This is a genomic window from Arthrobacter sp. ISL-72 (assembly GCF_018613755.1).
GTDB lineage: Bacteria > Actinomycetota > Actinomycetes > Actinomycetales > Micrococcaceae > Arthrobacter.
The window spans coordinates 483328-499562 of sequence record NZ_JAGGPP010000008.1 but is presented as its reverse complement, the minus strand read 5'-3'; the positions used below and the strand labels follow the sequence as shown (position 1 = coordinate 499562).

Annotated in this window: 14 protein-coding genes; 1 reads left to right on the top strand and 13 read right to left on the bottom strand. The window is 65.8% G+C overall.

Annotation, left to right across the window (positions count from 1 at the left end):
• Positions 1 to 154 precede the first annotated feature (154 nt).
• Together J7I92_RS10280 and J7I92_RS10275 are read right to left on the bottom strand one after the other, a co-directional pair.
• Entirely contained in the window at positions 155 to 361 is a 207-nt protein-coding gene (locus J7I92_RS10280; RefSeq protein ID WP_214840089.1) for a hypothetical protein, read from the bottom strand.
• Positions 342 to 1334 carry a serine protease gene (locus J7I92_RS10275; protein ID WP_214840088.1) on the bottom strand — a complete coding sequence of 331 codons (993 nt, stop codon included), beginning with the start codon at positions 1332 to 1334 and terminating at the stop codon, positions 342 to 344. Before J7I92_RS10275 ends, J7I92_RS10280 begins: the two co-directional genes overlap by 20 nt.
• Positions 1335 to 1625: 291 nt before the next feature.
• Here J7I92_RS10275 and J7I92_RS10270 point away from each other — a divergent pair, with 291 nt between their 5' ends.
• Positions 1626 to 3848 (top strand): NADP-dependent isocitrate dehydrogenase, encoded by a 2223-nt coding sequence (locus tag J7I92_RS10270; RefSeq protein ID WP_214840087.1) that lies wholly within the window; start codon positions 1626 to 1628, stop codon positions 3846 to 3848.
• Between the two features lie 94 nt (positions 3849 to 3942).
• On the opposite strand, the gene J7I92_RS10265 is transcribed toward J7I92_RS10270, so the two are convergent.
• The 11 genes from J7I92_RS10265 to J7I92_RS10215 form a co-directional block, all read right to left on the bottom strand.
• Positions 3943 to 4533 (bottom strand): SRPBCC family protein, encoded by a 591-nt coding sequence (locus J7I92_RS10265; protein WP_214840208.1) that lies wholly within the window; start codon positions 4531 to 4533, stop codon positions 3943 to 3945.
• A 191-nt stretch (positions 4534 to 4724) separates the two neighbouring features.
• Positions 4725 to 5255 carry a mucin-associated surface protein gene (locus J7I92_RS10260; RefSeq protein WP_251039683.1) on the bottom strand — a complete coding sequence of 177 codons (531 nt, stop codon included), beginning with the start codon at positions 5253 to 5255 and terminating at the stop codon, positions 4725 to 4727.
• Positions 5252 to 6508 (bottom strand): serine/threonine-protein kinase, encoded by a 1257-nt coding sequence (locus J7I92_RS10255; RefSeq protein WP_214840086.1) that lies wholly within the window; start codon positions 6506 to 6508, stop codon positions 5252 to 5254. The genes J7I92_RS10260 and J7I92_RS10255 overlap by 4 nt, the downstream gene beginning before the upstream one ends.
• A 224-nt stretch (positions 6509 to 6732) precedes the next feature.
• Entirely contained in the window at positions 6733 to 7995 is a 1263-nt protein-coding gene (locus J7I92_RS10250) for a hypothetical protein (protein WP_214840085.1), read from the bottom strand.
• 83 nt (positions 7996 to 8078) lie between these two features.
• Positions 8079 to 9074, bottom strand: coding sequence for a hypothetical protein (locus tag J7I92_RS10245; RefSeq protein WP_214840083.1), 996 nt, complete (start codon positions 9072 to 9074; stop codon positions 8079 to 8081).
• A gap of 143 nt (positions 9075 to 9217) precedes the next feature.
• On the bottom strand, positions 9218 to 10288 hold the full coding sequence (locus tag J7I92_RS10240; RefSeq protein ID WP_214840081.1) for a Gfo/Idh/MocA family protein: 1071 nt from the start codon (positions 10286 to 10288) through the stop codon (positions 9218 to 9220).
• Between the two features lie 159 nt (positions 10289 to 10447).
• Positions 10448 to 11155, bottom strand: coding sequence for an ABC transporter ATP-binding protein (locus J7I92_RS10235; RefSeq protein ID WP_214840080.1), 708 nt, complete (start codon positions 11153 to 11155; stop codon positions 10448 to 10450).
• Between the two features lie 2 nt (positions 11156 to 11157).
• Positions 11158 to 12606, bottom strand: a complete 1449-nt coding sequence (locus J7I92_RS10230) for an FtsX-like permease family protein (protein ID WP_214840078.1) — start codon at positions 12604 to 12606, stop codon at positions 11158 to 11160.
• Between the two features lie 143 nt (positions 12607 to 12749).
• Entirely contained in the window at positions 12750 to 13400 is a 651-nt protein-coding gene (locus tag J7I92_RS10225; RefSeq protein WP_214840076.1) for a DUF305 domain-containing protein, read from the bottom strand.
• Positions 13401 to 13569: 169 nt separating this feature from the next.
• Entirely contained in the window at positions 13570 to 14046 is a 477-nt protein-coding gene (locus J7I92_RS10220; RefSeq protein ID WP_214840074.1) for a hypothetical protein, read from the bottom strand.
• Between the two features lie 89 nt (positions 14047 to 14135).
• Positions 14136 to 16199 (bottom strand): heavy metal translocating P-type ATPase, encoded by a 2064-nt coding sequence (locus tag J7I92_RS10215; RefSeq protein ID WP_214840072.1) that lies wholly within the window; start codon positions 16197 to 16199, stop codon positions 14136 to 14138.
• Positions 16200 to 16235 lie beyond the last annotated feature (36 nt).

Sequence of the window (16235 nt, the reverse complement as noted above, 5' to 3'; positions counted from 1 at the left end):
TCGCTGCGCTCGGCCAGGGAACCCGGGCGGCGTGGGCCCAACCGCCTCCCTAACCTCGCTGCGCTCGGCCAGGGAACCCGGGCGGCGTGGGCCCAACCGCAGTACGACGGCGACCGCCCCCGAAAGGGGACGGTCGCCGTCGTCGTTAATTCAGTCAGCCTTTTTCAGTTCCGGCGTCAGGTCCCGTGTCAGCGTCTGGGCTGGCCGTTGGCTCCGGGAGCCGCACCTCGCGGGGCTTCGCTTCGGCCATCCGTTCAGGCGTCCAGTAGGCCAGGATCTCCTCCGGGGCCTGGCTGATGTCGCTGTGGCTTACGGCATCGTCATCCGGAGCGCCGGGGTTGTTAGTTCGCGGACGATGCACTGGAGTACGCCTGTTGGATGACTGAACCCCAGTACGGTCCGTACATGACGTCGGACCGGCTGCCGTATCCGTAGCTGTTGACCGAGTTCTGGTAGCCGCCCGAGCTGCTGCCGATGAACCACGGACCGCCCGAGGACCCGCCGGTCATGTCGCACGGGATGCCCTGGGACAGGAACTGCGGGTTGTAGGGATCGTTGCCGGCCGTGCCGGTGCAGCTCACCAGGGAGGCGCCGTCAAACGGGGCGGCGGCGGGGTAGCCGAAGGCCTTGTAGGCCAGGCCGCGGGCGGCGTTAAACTGGACCCCAGAGGCCCCGACAACATCGGCCAGGTTCTGGCCGTTCAGCTGCGAGACGACGGCGAAGCCGGTGTCGTACTGCATGTCGCCGGCCGAGCTCCACTGGGTGGGGGCGTACAGGGCCTTGGCCGCCCACTTGCCGTACGGCGCGGCACCGTCCAGGTATGCGGGAACAAAGACGAAGTTCGTAACGAAGGCGCCGGGGCCCTCATTTATGCAGTGCCCGGCCGTTGATACCGTGCTCTTGTTGTTGGACGCCACGGAGTTGCCGGAGCAGACGTAGTTGTTGCTGCCCATGCTGAAGAAGACTTTGCCAATGTGGGACACGGGACTCTCGTCGAGATGGAGGGGAGTCTTACCCTTGCCGGCATTGCCGGCGATCTTGGTGCTGGAACCCTTTTCCACGGCAACGGCCGGCGATGTGTTGCCCCGCTGAAGCGCCTTGCCTGCCAGCACATCGCCAGGAAGCGCTGCACGCATGCGGTCCGCGGTCCAGTAAGCGGCGGCACTCGTTCCCTCCACCGACTGGCTGGCGACCTGCCCGCCGTCCTGCTTTGAGGCGGGTGCGGCGGTCTTTGAAGCGGGTGCGGCGATGGCGCCGCCGGCTGCGGACACTGCCAGCACTGCGGCCGCGGAAAGGCTCAGGAGGCTCGTGGCCAGAGTCTTCGATTTCGTCATGGTCGTCCTAACCCGTCGTGATGCGGCGGCCTCACATAGCGGCCGCCGCTGCTGGAGATGAACCTACCCAGCCGTGACATTTTTGTAAAGAGATACACAACTCTTGTATTTTTCGCAGGCGGGAACGGCGGTCCGGCCTCCTGGCGACTGCGCCCGCAACAACGGCGCCGGTCATGCTACGGCCCGGAAGGGCCCCGGTAGGTGCCAAGGCGCCCTGCTCGGGTAAGTTAAGTATGTTGAACGAACGCCAGAGTTCCAGATGTATGTATACCTTCAGGAGACGCCCAAGCAATGGCCAAGATTATCTATACCCACACTGACGAAGCGCCCATGCTGGCCACCTACTCGTTTTTGCCGATCGTCGAGGCCTACGCGTCGACTGCCGGTGTGGAAGTGGAGACCCGCGACATCTCCCTCTCTGGCCGCATCATCTCCGTTTTCGGCGACTACCTCACTGAAGAACAGCGGATCACCGATGCCCTCGCCGAACTGGGTGACCTGGCAAAGAAGCCGGAAGCCAACATCATCAAGCTGCCCAACATCAGCGCGTCCATTCCGCAGCTGAAAGCAGCCATCGCCGAGCTTCAGGGCCAGGGCTACGACCTGCCGGATTACCCGGACAACCCCTCCTCCGACACCGAGACGGACATCCGCTCGCGCTACGACAAGATCAAGGGATCGGCTGTCAACCCCGTCCTGCGCGAAGGCAACTCGGACCGCCGCGCGCCGCTGTCCGTCAAGAACTACGCCCGCCAGAACCCGCACTCCATGGGCGCCTGGACGCCGGAGTCCAAGACCAACGTGGCCACCATGGGCGCCGACGACTTCCGCTCCAACGAAAAGTCCGTGGTCATCGAAGCCGATGACACCCTCAAGATCCAGCTGGTCAAGGAAGACGGCACCGTCAAGGTCCTGAAGCGCGGCTTCCCCGTTCTCGCCGGCGAAGTTGTTGACGGCACCGTGATGCGCGCCGCCGCCCTGGACGAATTCCTGGCAGCCCAGGTTGCGCGCGCCAAGGAAGAAGGCGTGCTTTTCTCCGCGCACCTGAAGGCCACCATGATGAAGGTTTCCGACCCCATCATCTTCGGCCACGTGGTCAAGGCCTACTTCGCCGAACTGTTCGACACCTATGGCGAGCAGCTCGCGGCGGCCGGGCTGAGCCCCAACAACGGCCTCGCCTCCATCGTCGGCGGACTCGAAGAGCTTCCCGAGGAGGTCCGCGAAGGCGTCCAGGCTGCCATCAAGAAGGGCCTGGAAGAGGGCCCCGCACTGGCCATGGTGGACTCCGACAAGGGCATCACCAACCTGCACGTTCCCAGCGACGTCATCGTGGACGCGTCCATGCCTGCCATGATCCGGTCCTCCGGCCACATGTGGGGCCCGGACGGCAAGGAAGCCGACACCCTCGCAGTCCTTCCGGACAGCAGCTACGCCGGCATCTACCAGGTTGTCATCGACGACTGCCGTGCCAACGGCGCCTATGATCCCACCACCATGGGCACCGTTCCCAACGTGGGCCTCATGGCCCAGGCCGCGGAGGAATACGGCAGCCATGACAAGACTTTCGAGATCCAGTCCGCCGGCACCGTCCAGCTCCTGGACAGCAAGGGCACCGTCCTGATCGAACACCAGGTCTTCCCCGGCGACATCTGGCGTGCCTGCCAGGCCAAGGACGTCCCGATCCGCGACTGGGTGAAGCTGGCCGTGACCCGCGCCCGTGCCTCCGAAACCCCCGCCGTCTTCTGGCTGGACGAGGAGCGCGCCCACGACGCCAACCTGATCGCCAAGGTCAAGGAATACCTCAAGGAGCACGACACCGAGGGCCTGCAGATCGAAATCATGTCCCCGGTCAAGGCCACGGCCTTCACGCTCGAGCGCGTCCGAATGGGCGAGGACACCATCTCCGTCACCGGCAACGTGCTCCGCGACTACCTCACGGACCTTTTCCCGATCCTGGAACTGGGCACCAGCGCCAAGATGCTCTCCGTGGTCCCGCTGATCAACGGCGGCGGACTCTTCGAGACCGGTGCAGGCGGTTCCGCGCCGAAGCACGTCCAGCAGCTGCTGAAGGAAAACCACCTACGCTGGGACAGCCTGGGTGAGTTCCTGGCCCTCGCCGTCAGCTTCGAGCACCTGGCGACCACCACGGGCAACAAGCGTGCGCAGGTTCTCGCCGACACCCTGGACCGGGCCACCGGCACCTTCCTGCTCGAGAACAAGTCCCCGCGCCGCAGCGTCGGTGAACTCGACAACCGCGGCAGCCACTTCTACCTCGCCACCTACTGGGCGCAGGAGCTGGCCAAGCAGACCGACGACGCCGAGCTGGCCGCCGACTTTGCTGCCGTCGCGGACGCCCTGACCTCCAACGAGGACACCATTGTTGCCGAGCTGCTCGCAGTGCAGGGCTCCCCGGTGGACATCGGCGGTTACTACCACCCCGACGTCACCAAGGTTGCCGCGGTGATGCGTCCGTCCGCTAAGTTCACGGAAGTGCTGGCCGGACTGGCCAAGTAGCCCGACGGCACCAACTAGCACTACGGCACTACGCAAACGCCCCGCTTCCCTGATGGGAGGCGGGGCGTTTTGCGAACGCTTTGTTTGGGTGGTGTCAGCGCTCCACGTGCTTACCGAACGGCGGCTCGGTGGCCATGTCCGGATCTGTGCTAATCGGACGCTCCGTAGGCGTGGCGTCGTAGCCCACTTCCTCCTCAAGGGGAACGGCGGTTGTGGCAGCGGACGCCGCTTCGCCGGGACCGACGCGTTCCCGCCAGGCCCCTGTTTCAACTTCGCGTTCCTCGATGAACTTCTTAAACCGTTTGAGGTCCGAGGCGACCTGGCGGGAATCCATCCCGACAGCTGCCCCGGCCTTTTCCACGGCGGTGTCCGGCTCCCAGACAAGCTCCACCGTGACCTTGGTTTCGGTGGGATTGAGCGATTCGAACCACACGGTTCCGGCGTTACGGGGTTCGTCGAGACTTTCCCAGGTAATTTGCTGGTCCGGCTCCTGGACGGTGATCCGGGCATCGTACTCGCGCTTGACGCCGGCGATGCTGGTCTGGAAATGCACCGTTGTGTCGTCGAGCTGCCGGACGGACTCCACACCGCTCATGAAGTGCGGAAAATCTTCGAACTGGGTCCACTGGTTGTAGGCCTGGCTCAGCGGGACATTCACGTTGATGGATTCCCGGACAGTTGCCATGCTCACATCACTCCTTCAGCTGCGGACCGGACGGTCCGCGGTTCTGATCTCGGGTTCTGATCTCGCTGCGGGCTTCCTGGGGCCCGCTTAACCAACGTAGCGGCATTCGAGGCAAATAGTAAGCTTGCTGAGGAATGCGCAGGCGTCCGACGGCGGGATCCCGGCGTCAGCTTCGTGCACAGCTTTCCCGATTAGTCGTCCTTGTCCTTGCCTTTTTCGCCTTTGCCTCCCCCCGGGTTTTGCCCCGCCGGCGCCGGTGCCGGCTCCGGGGCCACCACCACAGGCGGCACGGCCGCCTGTGAAGCTTCGCTGGCTGCTGCAGCAGCCGCGGCCGCCGCTTGAGCTGCGGCTTCGGCTGCTGCAGCGGCCTCGGCTTCAGCCTTCGCCTGGGCCTGGGCTGCCGCGAGGTCTGCCCGCACTGCATCAACGGCCTTCATGATGCTTTGGTGCCGCTTGAAGGAAACCCGGCCTTCGGCCGCCGCAGCGTCAAGCAGGGCGACCAGCTCGTCGAGGGACTTCAGCGCTCCGGCGGCGTCCTGGCCGGCGGCGGAGCGGGACACGGACAGTACGTTGGCCTGCAGTTGCTTGGCCGCGTCCGGATCGAGGTCCGGGACGGCCGGGCTGCAACCGGTCAGGGCGGCAGCAACCAGCCCTGCCGCGAATGCCGTTTTCCAACGCGGAAGCTGCGGTAGGCGAAGGCCGCGCACCTCGTACGGCCTCATGGTTCGACGCTCCTCTGTAGCTGGTTCAGGTGCTCGCCCAGGGTCCCGGTGACGGCGGGATAGGGAACGGGGTCCGATGTTGCAGGTTGAGTAACGGAGAGAAGGGCGAGGGCGGCGACCAGGAGCGCGATGGCCGTCGCTGCAGCGGCAGCCAGCTTGCCCCTGCGGTCATTGCTGCCGCCCCGGCTGCCGCGCTTGCGGCCCGGGGGCCGGGGCGGTTGTCTGAGCAGTGTGGGGGCTGGGGTGTCTTCGGCTTCCGCTAAATTTCCTGTGCTGACTACCGTGTGTTGGCCGCTTGCCTGGATGTTTTCAGGAACCTGAATGTTCTCGGGCGTCAGCAGTGGCGGACGCGACGGCGGCGCGGGAAGTACTCGGGTGGGCTCCTCGGCCATCACCGCGGGAACGGACTCGGGGGAGACCAAGGCATGCCGAAGTACGGTCTCAAGTTCTGCCGCCGTCGGCCGGTCCATGGGATCGATTGCCGTCATGGAGCTGATCAGCTTGGCCCATTCAGCAGGCAGGTCGGCGGGAATCTGCGGCGCCCGGTGAAGGCGCGCGACAGCTGATTCAATGGCGCTTCCGGGGTACTCAACGGACCCCTTGATGCATTCGAGCAGCACGAGTCCCAGCGAGTAGATGTCGCTGGCGGGCCCGAGGTCGGTGCCCCGAGCTTGTTCCGGGCTGAGGTAGGCCGCCGTCCCCACCATTGTTCCGGTGGCCGTAAGGCGAGTGCCATCGACGATTCGAGCGATGCCGAAGTCCGTCAGTTTGGGACGGAGGGGTTCGCCGGGCCGGACCCGCACCAGCAATATGTTCGCCGGCTTGATGTCCCGGTGGATGATGCCCAGGTTGTGGACGTAAGCCAATGCGTCGGCAATCCCTGCTCCAATCACGGCCAGCTCGTCCAGCGGAACGGGGCTGTGCCGGATCCTGCTCCGAAGATCCTGCCCGTCGAGGAGCTCCATGGTGAGGAACGGGCGGGGTTCCTCCGGTACCCGGGAGTCGATTCCGGCGTCGAACAGCGTCACGAGGCTGGGGTGGCTCAGGGTGGCGAGCAGTTCAATCTCGGCTTCCTGGCGCTTCAGCTCGTCGGCATCGGCGGACTGCGGAGCGAACAGCTTCAGGGCTACGTCACGTCCGAGGTTCTCATCCCTGGCCGTGTAGACCGACGCCGTGCCGCCGCGGCCGATGACTGTGCCAAGACGGTAGCGGCCGCCCAAGACCTCCGCCGTATCGCTTGGCGAACTCTCCACGTTGTCCCGTCCTTTTCTGTGCGCCGTCGGAGTGCACTTCAAGAATGATACGGGGACGGGGATCGAAATTCATAAGGGTGCTTGTTAGTTTCTTCTCCTTTCGCCGGCGTGCCACACGGCTGCCCGGCCGGTCATCCGCGGAGGGCTTCCCGGCCAGAGCACTAAGCGCTCCAAGTCTTTGCGGGCAGGGTGCCGGCGGGGCCGGCACCCTGCCCGCAGTCGGGTTAGGCCTTCTTCCGCCGCGAGAGCACCAGCATGATGATCATGCCGGCGGCGAGGAGAAGGAGGGCCGCGGTCAACAGTTCGACGTTGGCTCCCGTGTTGGCGAGCGCCGGCGAGTTGCCGGCCGTCGCGGGGTTGGCAGTCGAAGCGGACTGCGCTGCAGCCGAGGTGTTCAGGCCCGTGCCAGTGGCATTGCCCATGGCCGGCACTGTGCTCCCTGTAACGACGGCGCCAGAATCGGTGCCGCTGGGGACAGAGCCACCGGTAGCGACGGTGCCGGGGACCGTACCGCCGGGAACGATGGCGTTGGAAGGACCGCCTAGGTTGTTTGAACCTGGATCAGTGCTGCCCGGAACGGTGCCGCCGGGGACGGTGCCGCCGCCGGTCGAAGGTCCACCGGTGGTAGGTGCACCGCCACCAATACCCAGGCCGACACCCAGGTCGGTCCCAAGATCGACTGCCGTGTCAGTGCCCGTATCGGTTGACCCAGCAGTAGCCAGGTCGACACCCAGATCCACTGTGGTGTTGGTGCCTGTGCCGGTGGTTCCCGTGCCCACGCCGAGGCCGAGGTCTACGGCTGCGGCGAGGTCAGCATTGGTCGTTTCAGACCCTGCCGTCCCGGTCCCGGTTCCGGTCCCGTTCCCGGACCCGTTGCCGAGGCCGAGCCCGAGGTCAACGGCTGCGTCGAGAGCTGCGGCGGTGTCGGTGCCGGTGGCTGCCGGTGCGGTGCCGAGGTTGACGTTCACGGCTGCGTCGAGAGCTGCCGCGGTGTCCGTTCCGGTGGTTCCCGTGCCCAGGCCGAGGCCGAGGTCTACGGCCGCGGCGAGATCGGCATTGGTCGTGTCAGACCCTGCCGTCCCGGTTCCGTTGCCGAGGTTGACGTCCACGGCTGCGTCGAGAGCCGCTGCCGTGTCGGAATCGGTTCCGGTCGCGGTCGTTCCTGTCGTCCCGGTGCCGAGGTTGACGTCTACGGCTGCATCGACGTCGGCGGTGGTCGTGTTGGACGCCGCCGTCCCGTTGCCGGTGCCGAGGTTGACGTCGACAAGTGCGTTGACGTCGGCCGTGATGTTTTCCGGCGTTGAGTCACCCAGTAGGCCCAACGACGAGTTTGCGGCAACTGCCGCTGAGACCGTAGCGGTAGTGCCGGATAAGAGACCATCCGACCCGCTTGATGTGTCCGCTGCGTTGGCAGCCGTTGTGCCGAGAGCCAGTAACCCTCCGGCAAAGAGGGTGCTGAGCAGCCCTCTGCGGATATTTGTGTGCATTGTGATTTCTCCTGAAGTTGTTGTTGGGCGCATAAGGCAGCCCGAACGGCCGTTTTCCGCGCCTAGGCGCAGGTAAGGCCCAACTAGTCAGGAGATGAACCGGGGTCGAACGACACCGGCGCAGGGGCGCTTTGAAGAGGGCCGCTGATGGAAAATACTCCGGTCAGCGGAGTATCGAGGTGGAAAACTGAAAGCCAGGCGGAACCGCCGGAGCCGCCGCCTGAAGACTGGCCACCACCCGAACCGGACCCCGGCACGGCCGGAGGATCGTGGGGGACCGGAGCAGCTTCCCCATTGCCAGGGGATTCAAGGCTCCCACCTGGCGGCGCGGGTGAATGCGGTTGGGCGGATAATTGCGCTGGTGCAGTCCGGGCCGAGTGCATCGGCTGTGCGGACTCCGTCACCACCGTCGGCCCGGAAGTGACGAGGGAAGCCTGGCCTGACCCACCTACGGCTGGTTCAACGCCCGTGGTCAGACCGCCGTCGAACGTAGAAATATTCGGGACAGCGGCAGGGCTTGGGTCGAGGACTTTGCTCTCCGGAATTGGGAGCGCATCGATGCCCGCCAGCACTTCCTCGACGGGCTCAAGGATCGGTTCGAGAACGGGGACGGCGTCGCCAGCAGCCGGTATGACGGCGTCAGCAGCGTCGGCCACGATCGTGTCCGCGGCCGCGGCGACCGGAGTTGTGACTGTGTTGACCGCGCCAGCAGGAACTATCTGGGCTACGACGGGAACAACTTCGATGAGATGGTCCCCGGTGCGGGTGATGGTGGTGGCTGGCTGAAGCAAGCCCAACTGTTCGGGAGCCGCTGGCTGGGCCGGACGTGCAGCGGCAGGAGGTGCCGGCGTCGTGATCGGGTCGGCAACATTGACCGCAGAGGCCAAGGCATCGACGGGCGCAGCCGCTTTATCGGCAATTGAGGAAACGGACGAGCTAATGCCGCCCAGCAGGGAACCCGGATCTGCGGTCGAGTCGGCACTGGCCGCGGGAGCTGACAATGCGAGCCAGACGGATGCGGCTGCCCCCGCGAGGAGCAAGGGACGGAGCGCGCGCCATGGGAGTCGTGCTGATTCCATGCGCACCACCCCCCACGGGCTCCTCGAAAAATCGACGATTGGCTACAGCGTAGCCACGGTCAATTGCGGGAGTCCAGAGTTTTCTGTAAATACTCCGGCAACTGGATTATTGATCGCCGACGTCGGAGCCGTCTTTGAGAGGGTCAGTGGGAATCATTCGGGTAGGTTACACCGAGTTGCGCGCGGACGCCGTCGAACAGTCTCATCACGTTCAGGGAATCTTCGAGGGGCATTACCGGGCTCTCGGTGAGCCCCTGCTGGATGCACCGGGTGACCTCGCGAAGCTCGTACGTGTAGCCGCGGCCAACCACATCGAAGCGTTCAATCCGCGGTTCTTCCATGCCGATTCTGACCAGGATTTCCTTCGGATTATTGACCGACCCGATGGTTCGGAGGTAGCCAAGGCTGCCGGCAACGGTGGCGGCCCGCGGCCCGAAGGCCATGAGGGACGACGTCAGCTGGGCCTGCGCACCATGGTGGTATCCGAGGGTCAAGGCATTCTGTGCGTCCACGCCGTCGTCGTTCAAAGTGCCTGTGGCACTGACCGTCTGCGGCAGGCCCAAGGTTCCCAGCGCCCACAGCAACGGGTAAACGGTCAGATCAAGGAGTGCGCCGCCCCCGTCGTCGCGGGCCCAGAGACGGGCGGTAGGGGAGTAAACCGCCGGAAATCCGAGGTCTGCGGTGACCCACTGAACCGTGCCGAGTTCCCCGGAACCCGCGATTTGGAAGGCCCGCTGCATGCTGGGCAGGAACCGGCTCCACATGGCCTCCATCAAAAAGAGCTTCTTTGACCGCGCCACGGCAACGAGCTCTGCAGCCTCGCGCGCATTAATGGTCAACGCCTTTTCGCACAGGACGTGCTTGCCTGCCTGCAACGCGGCCAGGGCGACTTCGTAATGCTGGGCGTGGGGCGTTGCCACATACACAACGTCCACCGAGTCGTCGGCGAGCAGCCGGTGAATGCCCCGCCCGCCGTCGTCATCACCGTAGGCTTTGTCGAAGCCGTACTCGGCGGCGAACGAGTCAGCCAGATCCGGGCTCCGCGAGCTGACCGCATACAGCTCGGCGTCGGCGAGCAGGACGAGGTCCTGCGCGACTGCCCGGGCAATTGCACCCGTGGCAATCACACCCCAACGCAGGGTTGCTCCCGTGGCGGAACGGGGATCCTGATCGGACTGGCTGAACAGCCACGGCTTCGCGATGGGGGCACTCATTGTGCCATCCTCTCATCCGGGTGAGAGAGCGTTTGGGAAATTCCGGCGGGAAGTGAGGGAGCGTCGCGTAAAAAGCGGCAGGAGCTGAGAGAGGGTTGGAAATTGCCCTCCCTCGGCTCCCGCCTACGCCATGCCCTCTACCTACGCCATGCTGACCGCCTACGCCGGGGCTGTTGCCGCGATCCGGGTGCGGGCCGGATCTTCGGTCAGGCGGCCCTGCTGCAGCCGGAACCGCCGGTCCGTCTTGTTGGCGAGCTGCCGGTCATGTGTCGACACCAGGATGGTGGTGTTGTGGTCGCGGCTAAGCGAACTGAGGAGCTCGATGATGTGTTCCCCGGTCTGCTCGTCCAGGTTGCCGGTGGGCTCGTCGGCCAGGATGAGCTTGGGCTCGTTGGCCAGTGCCCGGGCAATCGCCACCCGCTGCTGCTCGCCCCCGGACAGACGGTTGATGCGGCGGATGTGCTTCTCGGGATCCAGCTGCACCTGCTCCAGCAGTTCCTTGGCCCGTGCCAGCCGGACGGCCTTGCGGATTCCGGCGAACTCCATCGGCAGCATGACATTGTCCACGGCCGACAGGTTCGGGATCAGGTTGAACTGCTGGAACACGAAGCCGATGTCCCGGCGCCGGTACTCGGTCAGCTTGCCGTCCGGCATGCTGGCCAGGCTGACACCGTTCACGACGACGTCTCCGCTGGTGGGCTTGTCCAGTGCGCCGAGCAGGGACAGGAGCGTGCTCTTGCCGCTGCCGCTCTTGCCCACGATCGAGGCAAGCGTGCCCTGTTCGAGTTCGAAGCTGACGTCGTTGACGGGTTTGATGGTGCGGTCGCCGGACTTGAAGGTGCGGACGAGGTTCTTGACTTCGATCATGGCTACTCTCCTCGGAGGACTTCGATGGGACGGATGCGTGCTGTCAGGAGCGCCGGGACCAGCGCTCCGATGATGGCCACCCCGAACACTGCGGCGATGCCGGTGGCGATCACGCCGGGGGAGGCGCTCGCGGTGACGGTGGTCAGCAGCTGGGACGCCCCGCCGAACGGTCCCCCTTGGGGAAGACCAGCGCCGCCCCCGGGGAAGCCGGCCGCCCCGCCGGGCATGCCGCGCCAGGTGGTTGCCGTCGTCGTCGTACTGGTGTTGGAGCTGATCAGCGCGGAGGCGATGCCTCCGCTGGCGAAGGATGCGACGGCGGCACCAACCACACTGCCGAGCGCAACGAGTACCAGCGCCTCCAGGACGAACTGGAATCCGATGGTGCGGTTGGGGGCTCCGATCGCCTTGAGCACACCGATTTCACGACGGCGCTCGCGGACCAGCATCACCATGATCAGCAGGATGATCAGGCCAGCCGTGCCCAGCGCCGCGACGAACGCGATGAACGAGATGTTCTTGACGCTGTCCAGCGAGCTGACGGCGGTTTCGAGGTTCTGACCCTGGGTGACGTCGGCCTTGTCGGTGCCGAGTGCGGACTGCAGCGCGGTCTTGGTGGAATCGACGTTTTCGAGGGTGTTGATTGTGACGATCATCGTGGACAGTTCGCCGGGCAGCTCGGCCAGCGTCTGAGCGGCAGGAAGCGTGACGTACAGCGCGTTGTTGCCGAAGGTGGTGCCTGCGTCGAACAGGCCGGCAACCGTGTAGGTCTGGTCATTGATGGTGAAGGTTGAGCCGACCTTCAGGCCGTTCTTTTCGGCGAGTGTGGTGCCTAGGAGCGCGTTGGTTGATGCCGCGGCGTAGCCGCCCAGGCCGGTGCCTTCGGTGATGGACAAGGCCTTGCCCGTGCTGTCCACCTCAGCGCCGATGCCAGTGGCGGTGATCGGCAGGCTGCGGACCGGCTGGGTGGTGCCGGTGCTGCCGGTGGTTCCTTCTGCGGCCTGGTTGCGGTTGCCGAGGGTTCCGGCGTCGACGGCGGCGGTGAGGCTGGTGGTCAGCGTTGTGGTGTTCTGCCCGGCGGGTCCGCCCTGGCCCCCGCCGGGGCCGGCGGCCGGCGTGCCGGCTGCGGCCTGCGCTGCGGCCGCAGTGGCATTGCGGAGGCGCAGCGCCTTGGTCCCGACGACGGAGCTGACGTTCTGCACCGCGGCCGCGGTGGCGGCCTGCTCGGCCGTGAGCGGCTCGCCGCCGCCTTCGAAGCCCTGGCCGCCGGCCGGATTCACGGTCAGGACGGTGCCCACGGATGCGTTCAGTTCGGTGACTTTGGCGGCGACTGCCTGGTTGGCCACCAGCATGGACAGGGCCAGGCCGATCGCCACGGCCAACACTGCCACCACGGCCCCGGTTCGGACCTTGTTTCTGAAGGCATTGCCTACACTTCGGGCGAGGACGCTCACGGTACTCCTAGGATCTCTGGCCGGACGGGATGGCCGGCTTGCTGATCCCACAGTGGTGCGCGCTGCTGTGCGGACGACGGGCTGAAGCTATGTTTGCGCTGTGAAGCGGGTGCGCGGGTGCCCCGCGGGGCACCCGCGGGGCGTCAGAGGGCTGCCAGCAATTCCTTCATTTCCTGGATTTCCTTTTCCTGGGAGCTCGCAATGATCTTGGCCAGGGCGACGGCGTCGGGGTTCTTCCCGTCGGTTCCTTCAGTCTCCGCCATAACCACAGCCCCTTCGTGGTGGGCGATCATCTGGGTGAGGAAGAGCCGGGCCGCTTCGGTGCCCTGGGCCGCATCCAGCTTTTTCAGGTCATCGTCGCTCATCATGCCGTCCATGCCGGAAGCCATGCTGTGGGAGGCCATGTCGTGTCCGGTCGGGGCCTCGGTGGGTTCGTTCCAGCTGGTGAGCCAGGCGGTCATCGTCTCGATTTCCGGCGCCTGGGCCTTTTTGATCCTGGTGGCCAGCTCGGTCACCGGGGCGGGGATGTTCTCTTTGCTGAGCATCATCTCGCTCATCTCCACAGCCTGGGCATGGTGCGGGATCATCATCTGGGCAAACATGGTGTCCGCTGCGTTGTGCTCCGCGTCGGCCGCAGTGGGGCTGCCGTCAGTGGAACCGGCAGTGCCGCTTGCCGGGGCGGTGCTGCTGTGGTCCATGCCGGAAATGCCATTCCCGGAACTTGGGGCGCATCCGGCCAGGGCAAGGGCGGCGGCGACGGCGGCGGTGGAAAGGGTCAGTAGCTTCTTGTTCATCGAAATCAGGTCCTTCAAGATCAAGCGGCCGGACGGCCGAAAACGTAGGGGGCACGCATCAGCGATGCGTTTCAGGTGCGCGGTGTGCACGCCGTCGTGCTTTGAGCGCCGGACGGGTGACTGCGCGGAACAGATGACTGCGGCAACCGCTCACGGCGGGAGCCCGGGTTTACGTTCTACTGATTGAAAGTTCGAGGGGCGAAGGCGTACCGGGCAGATACCAGTAGTCCCCGGTGACGGGTCCGCCGAAGCGGTAGCCGGGCGGAACGATGATGGTGGTGCTTCCGGGCAGCGGGGCAGTGAGCGAGGCCTTTTTCGCGGAGGGGGTGCAGGAGACGGTCATCGCATGCCTTGCAGCGCAATCACCCAAGCTGCAGGACTCCGCCGTCGCAGTGGGCACATCTGCCGGGTGGTGGCTGGAGGCAGCCCCGTGATCAGCCTCGTGATCCGCCTCGTGATCTGCACGGGAGGCATGGCTCGGCTGCGCGGAGATGGCCCCATGTCCCCCGTGGGAGGAGTGGTCTGCGGCGAGGACGTGCATCCCGAGGATCCCGACAGTGATCGCCAGGATAAGGCCCAGCAGGCCGGCACGGCGTGAAACCATCCGGAGGAACGTCAGGGCATCGCCGCTGGATCTTACGGCCATTTCGTTCCTCCTATCCGTTTCCGGCGTTCTGTGTGCAAGGCTACCCGCCACCGGGGCTGCCGGCGCGGCCGAGTGCTGCATCCCAGATTTCAACGTACCTGGGGAGGGTTCAGTTTCAGCCGGCGCAGCAGCTGGGCGTTCAAGGCGACCACGATGGTGGAGGCGGACATAAGGATGGCGCCGGCTGCAGGCGACAGCACCACTCCGGCGAAGGCCAGGACGCCCGCCGCCAGCGGAACTGACAGGACGTTGTACGCGGTGGCCCAGATGAGGTTCTGCCACATCTTGCGGTAGCTGGCACGGGAGAGGTCAACCATGGAGAGCACCGCACGGGGGTCGTTGCCGGCCAGGACAACGCCGGCCGATTCCATCGCGACGTCGGTGCCCGCGCCGATCGCGATGCCCACCTCCGCCCTGGCCAGGGCGGGGGAGTCGTTGACGCCGTCGCCGACCATCGCGACCTTCATGCCGCGTCCTTGCAGTTCAGCGACCTTCTTGTCCTTGTCCGCTGGGAGCACCTCGGCGAAGACTTCGTCGATGTTCAGCGCCGCCCCGACGGTGCGGGCCACCTGGCGTGCGTCGCCGGTGATCATGGCCACCTTGATGCCCCGGTGCTGCAACGCAGTGACAGCCTGCCGGGATTCTTTCCGGATGGCATCTTCGAGGCTGACCGCGCCCAGGACGGTGCCCTGGTCCACCACGTGGAGCACGGCGGCGCCCCGGTCGATCCAGGTCCGGGTGGCTTCGCTGAGCGATTCCGGCTCGGAAACCCGGAGTTCGCGCAGGAGTGCAGGTCCGCCGATGTGGATGCTCCGCCCGTCCACGGTGGCCCGGACGCCGCGGCCGGTCATGGCCGAGAAGTCCGTGGCCCGCGGGATGTCCAAGCCCTGTTCGCGGGCCGCGCCGACGATTGCCCGGGCGACGGGGTGCTCGCTGTCGGCCTCGACGGCGGCGGCCAATGCCAGCAGTTCCTCACGGCTCCCGCCCTGGACGGGTACGACGCCGGTGAGCTCCGGTTCGCCCTTGGTAAGGGTGCCGGTCTTGTCGAAGAGCACGACGTCGATGGTCCGCATGCGCTCCAGCGCCATCCGGTTCTTAATCAGCACGCCGGCGCGGGCCGCCTGCTCGGTGGAGATCGCGATGACGAGCGGGATGGCCAAGCCCAACGCGTGCGGGCAGGCGATGACCAGCACGGTCACGGTGCGCGTGACGGCCTCCGGCACGCTCCCCATCAGCGTCCAGGCGACGAACGTAATAACGCCGGCGCCAGCTGCGAAGTAAAAGAGGAACGCGGCGGCACGGTCCGCCAGCGCCTGCGCCTTCGACGACGAGGCTTGCGCCTCCGCGACGAGCCGCTGGATGCCTGCCAATGCGGTGTCATCGCCGACGGCGGTAACCCTCACCCTGACCGTGTTGTCGGTGGCCACCGTCCCGGCCACTACGGCATCTCCTTCAGCACGGAGCACGGTCTTGGATTCGCCGGTGATCATGGCCTCGTCGAAGGCCGCTTGCCCGCCGATCACGGTTCCGTCGGCGGGCATCCGTGCACCGGAGCGGACCAGGACAAGATCACCGGTGCGGAGATCGGCAACACTCACTGTCTCCGTGCCGGCATCCGTGATGCGCTCTGCCTCATCCGGCAGCAGTGCAGCCAGCGCATCGAGTGCGCCCTGCGCGGACCCGAGCGCCCGCATTTCGATCCAGTGGCCCAGCAGCATGATGGCCACCAGCAAAGCAAGCTCCCACCAGAAATCCAGGTCGAACCCGCCGATGCCCAGGCTTGTCACCCAGGATGCTGCAAAAGCGACGGTGATGGCCATGCCGATCAGCAGCATCATCCCGGGTGTGCGGTTCTTCAGTTCGCGCAGCCCACCGGCCAGGAACGGCTGGCCGCCGTACAAGAAAATCACCGTCCCCAGCGCCGGCGGAATCCAAACCGATCCCGGGAACACCGGAACGTGGTAGTTCAGCAGGTGACCCACCATCGGGCTGAAATAGACCACGGGCACGGACAGGGCCAGGGCCAGCCAGAACCGGTCCTTGAACATGGCAGTGCTGTGACCGGCATGCTGTCCGTGCGTGTGTACGGTGTGGTCGCCGTCCCCGCTGTTTGACATCGGGTGGTGGACGTGATGGTTTGCGTGATCTTGCATGCCTCAAGATATACCCCTGGGGGGTATTCACGTCAA